Source organism: Collimonas sp., from assembly GCF_035566555.1.
In the GTDB taxonomy this organism is placed as follows: domain Bacteria; phylum Pseudomonadota; class Gammaproteobacteria; order Burkholderiales; family Burkholderiaceae_D; genus Collimonas.
Window position 1 is genome coordinate 1 of record NZ_DATMRB010000185.1, and the last position, 8,264, is coordinate 8,264.

At 57.2% G+C, this 8,264-nt stretch carries 9 protein-coding genes; all 9 read left to right on the forward strand.

From position 1 onward, the window contains the following. A partial coding sequence (gene ilvN, locus VNZ65_RS23390; RefSeq protein WP_325663694.1) for an acetolactate synthase small subunit occupies positions 1-343 on the forward strand: 343 nt, incomplete at its 5' end. Positions 344-430: 87 nt separating this feature from the next. After that, positions 431-1,447, forward strand: coding sequence for a ketol-acid reductoisomerase (ilvC, locus tag VNZ65_RS23395; protein WP_061942400.1), 1,017 nt, complete (start codon positions 431-433; stop codon positions 1,445-1,447). Between the two features lie 121 nt (positions 1,448-1,568). Continuing rightward, entirely contained in the window at positions 1,569-2,519 is a 951-nt protein-coding gene (locus VNZ65_RS23400) for an ion transporter (protein WP_325673361.1), read from the forward strand. Positions 2,520-2,682: 163 nt separating this feature from the next. After that, entirely contained in the window at positions 2,683-3,450 is a 768-nt protein-coding gene (locus VNZ65_RS23405) for an SIMPL domain-containing protein (RefSeq protein ID WP_325673363.1), read from the forward strand. Beyond that, the gene (locus VNZ65_RS23410) at positions 3,447-3,641 is read left to right on the forward strand and encodes a hypothetical protein (RefSeq protein ID WP_325673367.1); all 195 of its coding nucleotides are present in this window, start codon (positions 3,447-3,449) and stop codon (positions 3,639-3,641) included. The genes VNZ65_RS23405 and VNZ65_RS23410 overlap by 4 nt, the downstream gene beginning before the upstream one ends. 363 nt (positions 3,642-4,004) lie before the next feature. After that, positions 4,005-4,649, forward strand: coding sequence for a phosphatidylserine decarboxylase (locus VNZ65_RS23415; RefSeq protein ID WP_325673369.1), 645 nt, complete (start codon positions 4,005-4,007; stop codon positions 4,647-4,649). Positions 4,650-4,714: 65 nt separating this feature from the next. Then, entirely contained in the window at positions 4,715-5,587 is an 873-nt protein-coding gene (pssA, locus tag VNZ65_RS23420; RefSeq protein ID WP_325673371.1) for a CDP-diacylglycerol--serine O-phosphatidyltransferase, read from the forward strand. A gap of 118 nt (positions 5,588-5,705) precedes the next feature. After that, positions 5,706-6,176: a peptidoglycan-binding protein LysM gene (lysM, locus tag VNZ65_RS23425; protein ID WP_325673373.1), complete on the forward strand. Its 471-nt coding sequence runs from the start codon at positions 5,706-5,708 to the stop codon at positions 6,174-6,176. A gap of 132 nt (positions 6,177-6,308) precedes the next feature. After that, the gene (locus tag VNZ65_RS23430) at positions 6,309-7,859 is read left to right on the forward strand and encodes a 2-isopropylmalate synthase (protein WP_325673372.1); all 1,551 of its coding nucleotides are present in this window, start codon (positions 6,309-6,311) and stop codon (positions 7,857-7,859) included. The last annotated feature ends 405 nt before the right edge of the window (positions 7,860-8,264 follow it).

The following is an 8,264-nucleotide window of genomic DNA, read 5'->3' on the forward strand; positions in this document are numbered from 1 at the left end:
AAGCGGTTCGGATGACGTGATCGAACAGATCACCAAGCACCTGAACCGTCTGATTGAAGTCGTCAAAGTGGTCGACCTGACCGAAGGCGCACATATCGAACGCGAGCTGATGCTGATCAAGGTGCGCGCGGTCGGCAAGGAACGCGAAGAGATGAAGCGCACCGCGGATATTTTCCGCGGCCGCATCATCGACGTCACCGACAAGTCCTATACCCTGGAACTGACAGGCAACAAGGGCAAGCTGGACGCGTTCATCGATTCGATCGACCGTGCAGCGATCCTGGAAACCGTCCGTACCGGCGGCTCTGGCATCGGTCGCGGCGAACGCATCCTCAAAGTTTAAATAAACAGAATATTCTGCCGGACGGTAAACCGCTTATCCGTTTCCGCCCGGCGCATCTAACACAAAATTACATATATAGGATTAAAAATGAAAGTTTTCTACGACAAAGACAGCGACCTCTCCCTGATCAAAGGCAAGAACGTTGCCATCATCGGTTACGGTTCCCAGGGCCATGCCCATGCACAGAACCTGAATGACTCGGGCGTGAAAGTCACCGTCGGCCTGCGCAAGGGCGGCGCTTCCTGGGACAAGGCAAAGAATGCCGGCCTGAACGTGGCTGAAGTCAATGATGCAGTGAAAGCCGCCGACGTCATCATGATCTTGCTGCCGGACGAAAACATCGCCCAGGTCTATGCAGAAAACGTTGCGCCGTTCGCCAAGCAAGGCGCCACGCTGGCGTTTGCCCACGGCTTCAATGTGCACTACGGCCAAGTCGTGCCGCGCGCCGACCTGGACGTGATCATGATCGCTCCTAAGGCGCCAGGCCACACTGTCCGCGCGACCTACACCCAGGGCGGCGGCGTGCCGCACCTGATCGCGGTGTACCAGGACAAGTCCGGCAGCGCCCGCGACATCGCCTTGTCGTACGCAACCGCCAACGGCGGCGGCCGTGCCGGCATCATCGAAACCAACTTCCGCGAAGAGACTGAAACCGACTTGTTCGGCGAACAAGCGGTTCTGTGCGGCGGCGCGGTCGAGCTGATCAAGGCTGGCTTTGAAACCCTGGTGGAAGCCGGCTACGCTCCGGAAATGGCTTACTTCGAGTGCTTGCACGAACTGAAGCTGATCGTCGACCTGATCTATGAAGGCGGCATCGCCAACATGAACTACTCGATCTCCAACAATGCTGAATACGGCGAGTACGTCACCGGCCCGCGCATCGTCACCGAAGACACCAAGAACGCCATGCGCCAGTGCCTGAAGGACATCCAGACCGGCGAATACGCGAAGAGCTTCATCCTGGAAAACAAGGCTGGCGCGCCGACTTTGATTTCCCGTCGCCGTATCACGGCTGAGCATCAGATCGAGCAAGTTGGCGAACAACTGCGCGGCATGATGCCTTGGATTAAGAAAAACAAGATGGTCGACCAGTCGAAGAACTAAAAGATCTTCTTCAATACCCCGCAAAAAAGGACAGCATTGCTGTCCTTTTTTGCTTTCTTGACCATCACTCGTACATTGTTTAGATTGTGGCATCGCCAATCACCCGACTTATCTAGGAAATATGGCAACAAACACCATGGGCAGTAAATTCGGAAAACCCGATCGCGGCTGGCGCGAGCGCCTGTACACGATCATTTTCGAAGCCGATACAGAAGCCGGACGCCGCTTCGACACCGCCTTGCTGATCATCATCGTGCTGAGCGTGGCGACCGTGATTGTCGACAGCGTCGGCGCCGTGCGCGCACGCGATTTCCTGGCCTTGAATGCGCTTGAATGGCTGTTCACCATTCTGTTCACCATCGAGTACGTGGTGCGCCTGCTGTGCGTCAAGCGCCCCTTGCGCTACGCTTTGAGCCTGTTCGGCATCATCGACCTGCTGTCGATCTTGCCCACTTACCTGGCCTTCCTGCTGCCGGAATTCCACTTCCTGATCGACGTCCGCCTATTGCGCATGCTGCGGGTGTTCCGCGTCATGAAGCTGCCGCGCTATTTCGACGAATCGCAGGTGCTGTGGCAGGCGCTGCGCAACAGCCGCCACAAGATCCTGGTCTTTCTCGGCGTGGTGCTGATCATGAGCGTGATCCTTGGCACCATCATGTATGTCATCGAAGGACCGGAAAACGGCTTCACCAGCATTCCGGTCGGCATGTACTGGTCCATCGTGACGCTGACCACCACCGGCTACGGCGACATCCATCCGAAGACGCCGATGGGGCAACTGATCACTTCCTGCGCCATGCTGCTCGGCTACGGCATCATTGCGCTGCCGACCGGCATCGTCGGCGTCGAGCTGGCGATGACTATGATGAAGGGCACGCCGACCACGCGCACCTGCACCCATTGCCTGACCGAGGGGCACGAAGCCGATTCGCTGTTTTGCAAGCATTGCGGCGAGAAGCTGGAACCCTATCAGTATGACGCGGCGGCGGCCGGCACCGATCCGTCCGCCAACCTGGCGGACTTCAAGGCGCGTTTGGGTCACAATGTGCGCCGCGAGCCGCCAACAAAATAGTGACATTGTCATTTGCCGGATTTCTGCGGCCTTGCGTTTGAATCTAACAACAGGCAACATTGTTATAGAACTAAATTGACAGAATGTAATCGAAGGCTGGTCTGTTATTGATAATCCTTGGAGCGCATTGTCTGTAGCGCTCCATTTTTTCTTGGAGAAAAATATGTCGCGATCACGCAAATTGATGTTGTCGTCCCTGCTGGCTGCCACTGGTTTTGCTGCACACGCTCAGGCCCCTGCGCCGACGCTGTCCGCCGGCACCTTGGTGATCGTACCGGCGTATGGCGAGGTCAAGCACGCCAACGACCAGGTCCGCATCACCTTTAACGTCGAAGAACAGGACAAGGACAAAGCTGCCGCGGCGTCGCGCGTCAACGTCAAGATGAAACAGGGCACCGATATCCTCAAGCGCCAGGATCCGCAGGCGATCCTGCAGACGCGCGGCTACTACACCTACCCGGTCTATCCGGAAGACCAGCCGCAGCCGCGCGGCAACGCCAACAAGCCGCGCCAGCCGACCGGCTGGCGCGTCGGCCAGTATCTGGACGCCACCACCACCAACCTCAACAACCTGCCGAAAACGGTAGCGGCGGTGCAAAGCGTGATGGGCCTGAACGGCTTGTATTTCGGTCTGAGCGACGCTACCAGCAAGAAGCTGGATGACCAGCGTATCGCCGCCACTTATCAGAACCTGACCGAGCGGATCGCTTCGATCGCCCATGCGATGGGGCGTAATCCAGGCGATGCCGTGCTGGATACCGTGGATTTCGAAGGTTCCGGCAACTATGCCCAGGATTCTTCGCCTGCGCCCAAGGCCATGATGATGCGTGCTGCCTCGATGAACGATGCGGCGCCGGTGGAAGAGCCTAGCTTTGAGCCCGGCGAAACTACCCTGAACATGCGCGTGGTCGGCAAGGTCCGCTTCAAATGAAGCGCTCCGCCGCCCTCTGCCTGAGCATGGCTGCCGCCGCCTTGGCGCTGGCCGGCTGTAAACCTTCCGCGCCGCCGCCGCAGATATTCAAGACGCAGACCGATGCGCTGGAAAAGGCCAAAGGGGTAGAGAAGCAGTTGCAGGATGCCCAGGACAGAAACCGTGCGGCGGAAGAAGAGCAGGCGAAGTAAGCAATGTCTTAGGCGATTATCTTCCTAAGCCAGCTGCAGGCCGGGCTAAGCGATGCTAGCCCGGCCTTTCATTTTGTGATGGCGACGAAATTCATTGCATTATAATTAATACTACTCTAGCTATATTTGCTCACGTCAATAAAGTCGAGCGAGAAGCTTGGTCTTTTTATACAATGCAAAAGATCGTCAAGTATCATGCTGACGGTCTGCAGCGTTGCTTTGGCTTCCTTATCCAGTACCCTTATACATCAAGCGGCACGGCGCAGGTTTTCAGTAAGCGCCATGCGGCAGGTTACATTTGCGCCCTGCTCGACTAGAATAGCCACGCTTTCAAATTTCCATCATTTACCAAGATAATCCGGAGTGCAGTTGAATAATTATCCCCATCCTATTATTGCCCGCGAGGGTTGGCCGTTTTTGGGCAACGCCTTTGCGGTCGCGCTGCTGGTCACGTTTTTTTCGGTCGCATGGTCTCTGCCGTTCTGGATTATTGCCTTGTTCGTATTGCAGTTCTTCCGCGATCCGGGCCGTGTGATTCCACAAAATCCGGCGGCGGTGCTGTCGCCTGCCGACGGCCGCATCGTTGTGGTTGAAAAAACCATGGATCCTTACGCCAATCGCGAAGCACTGAAAATCAGCGTCTTCATGAATGTCTTCAATGTCCATTCGAATCGCGCGCCGGTCGACGGCAAGATTGAAAAAGTGGAGTATTTCCCGGGCAAGTTCGTCAATGCCGACCTGGACAAGGCATCGGTCGAAAACGAGCGCAACGCCCTGGTGATCACCGCTGCCAATGGCCAGATTGTGACTTGCGTCCAGGTCGCCGGCCTGATCGCGCGCCGCATCCTCTGCTACGTCAAGGCCGCCGATGTGCTGAGCCGCGGCCAACGCTACGGTTTCATCCGTTTCGGTTCGCGCGTCGATGTCTACCTGCCGTTGACCGCTACGCCCAAGGTTGCCGTCGGCGACAAGGTCTCCGCCACCGAGACCATCCTGGCCGAGTTTTAAACGCTGCGCCCAAAGGGCGCAGCTTGCAAGATCGTTTGTATTGAGTTGATTGAAACGGAACTTACATGGCCACATTCAAGCGCCGTAAAGCGAAGAGTAGCGTCGCGCAGTTCCCCAAAGCGCTGCGCCCGTACAAGAACCCGGAGCGCAGCGAGTATCTGGACGAAGAAGATATCAGGCCGCCGGCGCGGCGCCGGCGCGGCATCTATCTGCTGCCGAATGCGTTTACCACGGCAGCATTGTTTTGCGGTTTCTATGCCATCGTGATGGCGATGAACCTGCGTTTCGATCAAGCCTCCATCGCCATTTTCGTGGCGATGGTGCTGGACAGCCTCGATGGCCGGGTGGCGCGCCTGACCAATACCCAGAGCGAATTCGGCGCCCAGTACGACAGCCTGTCCGACATGGTGTCGTTCGGCGCCGCGCCGGCGCTGGTGGTGTATGAGTGGTCGCTGCGCGGCATGGGCAAGCTGGGCTGGCTGGCGGCTTTTGTCTATTGCGCTGGCGGCGCCTTGCGTCTGGCGCGTTTCAACAGCAATATCGAGGTCGTCGACAAACGCTATTTCCAGGGCTTGCCCAGCCCGGCGGCAGCGGCGCTGGTGGCCGGTTTTGTCTGGCTGATGGACGATCTCGGTTTCCAGGGCAGTTCGCTAAGCTGGGCGGCCTGGGCCATCACCTTGTACGCCGGCCTGACCATGGTCAGCAATGTCCCTTTCTACAGCTTCAAGGACATCAACCTGCGCAAGCCGATGCCCTTCATTGCAGCGTTCCTGTTAGTGCTGGCGCTGGTAGCGATTTTCAGCGATCCGTCCAAGGTGCTGTTCGGCCTGTTCGTGCTCTACGGCCTGTCCGGTTTCGGCGTGTATTTCTGGCGCTGGTTCAAGGGCAAGCCGGTCAGTATCGTGCAGACGGAACTTGAGCACGATGATAAGGACTAAGACTTGGTCATGCCTGTGAAATATTGATAAGGTTAAATGTTGTTAAACCTTCAGTTTCAGGCAGCACTGTAGCGAGGCTAGTGGCATCATCGTTGTTTAACTACTACCGGAGGAAATGATGGGATTACTTTCTTTTATTAAAGACGCAGGTGAAAAGCTGCTGGGCCACAAGCCAGAAGAAGTCGCGGCGGCGCCGAATGTCGAAGAACTGCAGAATGCGGCAGCTGACGCGATCAAGACCTACGTCGGTACCCAAGGGATTGACACCAGCGGCCTGACAATCGCGTTCGATGCAACGTCTTCCAGCGTCACTGCCAGCGGCGAAGCGCCTGACCAGGCAACTCGCGAGAAAATCATTTTGTGCTGCGGCAACGTCAAGGATGTCAACGACAACCTGACCGTCGCGGCGGCAGCCGATGAGTCGCAGTGGTATGACGTGGTCAGCGGCGACAACCTGTCGAAGATCTCCAAGCAGTTCTATGGCGATCCTAATAAATACAACGCAATTTTTGAGGCAAACAAGCCAATGCTGAAAAGCGTGGACTTGATTTACCCGGGCCAGAAGCTGCGTATCCCGCCGCTTGCCTGATTGTCAGGAAGCCATACCAGCCGCCCGTTTAGCCCCGGGCGGTTTTTTTACGCCCGCAATCTGCTTAATTTAAACCGGAAGCTGACAAAGCCTTTAAAATCGAAGGTTCACAAGACCAATCTGGAGCACAGCATGGCAGCCAACTCGCCCGAAAAACTGATCATATTCGACACCACCTTGCGCGACGGCGAGCAATCGCCAGGCGCCTCGATGACCAAGGATGAAAAGATCCGCATCGCGCGTCAGCTGGAGCGCATGAAAGTGGACGTGATCGAAGCCGGGTTTGCTGCGGCTTCGCCCGGCGATTTCGAGGCCATCAAGGCGATCGCCGGCATCATCAAGGACTCCACTGTCTGCTCCCTGTCGCGCGCCAACGACAAGGACATCGCACGCGCCGCGGAAGCGCTGCAGCCAGCCGAGCGCAAGCGCATCCATACCTTCCTGGCGACTTCGCCGCTGCACATGGAAAAGAAGCTGCGCATGACGCCGGACCAGGTGTTCGAGCAGGCAAAAAACGCGGTGCGCTTTGCCCGCAAGTTTACCGACGACGTCGAGTTCAGCCCGGAAGACGGCAGCCGTTCCGACATGGATTTCCTGTGCCGGGTGCTGGAAGCGGTGATTGCCGAAGGCGCCACTACCATCAATTTTGCCGACACTGTCGGCTACGGCGTGCCGGAACTGTATGGCCACATGTTGAAAACCTTGCGCGAGCGGATTCCAAATTCCGACAAGGCGATCTGGTCGGTGCATTGCCATAACGACCTCGGCATGGCGGTGGCCAATTCGCTGGCGGGCGTGATGATCGGCGGCGCGCGCCAGGTCGAGTGCACCATCAATGGTCTGGGTGAGCGGGCCGGCAACACGGCACTGGAAGAAATCGTCATGGCGGTCAGGACGCGGCGCGATTATTTCAACCTGGATATCGGTATCGATACCACGCAAATCGTGCCGGCGTCCAAGCTGGTGTCGCAGATCACCGGTTTTGCGGTGCAGCCGAACAAGTCGGTGGTGGGCGCCAATGCCTTCGCGCATGCTTCGGGAATCCATCAGGATGGCGTGCTGAAGGCGCGCGATACCTATGAAATCATGCGCGCCGAGGATGTCGGCTGGAGCGCGAACAAGATCGTGCTGGGCAAGCTGTCGGGGCGCAATGCATTCAAGCAGCGGCTGGAGGAGCTGGGGATTGCGCTGGAGTCGGAGACCGAGGTGAATGCGGCGTTTGCGCGTTTCAAGGAGCTGGCGGATCGCAAGTCGGAGATTTTCGACGAGGATATCATCGGGCTGGTGTCGGAAGAGCAGCAGTCGCATGACCAGGAGTTTTATCGTTTCGTGTCCTTGTCGCAGCATTCTGAAACCGGCGAGAAGCCTAGCGCGCAGGTGGTGTTTTCGATCGACGGCAAGGAATCGACTTGCGCGGGCGAGGGCAACGGGCCGGTGGATGCGATTGTGAATGCGATCGAGACCAAGGTGGCGAGCGGGGCGGAGCTGTTGCTGTTCTCGGTGAATGCGATTACTACCGGTACGCAGTCGCAGGGTGAAGTGACCATGCGTTTGTCGCGCTCCGGACGCATCGTCAACGGCGTTGGCGCCGACCTCGACATCGTGGTGGCCTCGGCCAAGGCCTATCTGTCGGCGCTGAACAAACTGCATTCGAAATCAGAAAAGCTGAATCCGCAGCTGTAGTAAACCGGTAATTTCGCGCTGACGCAGTCAAATGGGGTCAGAGTTTTTTTTCGGCAGCAGTATCGCCGAAAATTACTCTGACCCCATTTGACGTTCTACGGAGTACCTGCGATGGCATTCTAAGTTCAGTCAGATTTGGCAGAGTCTATGCGGGAAGCGGCAAAAGCAACGACAACCTAGTTAAATAGGGTCGGAGTTTTTTTTCGCGGCCTTTTGCGAAAATTACTCCGACCCTATTTAACGGTCTACGGAGTAGATGTCTTTGCATGCTAAGAACGGTCTGTGGGTTGCCAAAACGGTTGCTACTCCGTGGATGCTAGCCGGGAGCGGCCCGGCAGCCGCTCACTTTCTTTGCTTCGCCAAAGAAAGTAAGCAAAGAAAGGCGACCGCAAAGCCGTTGCCCTC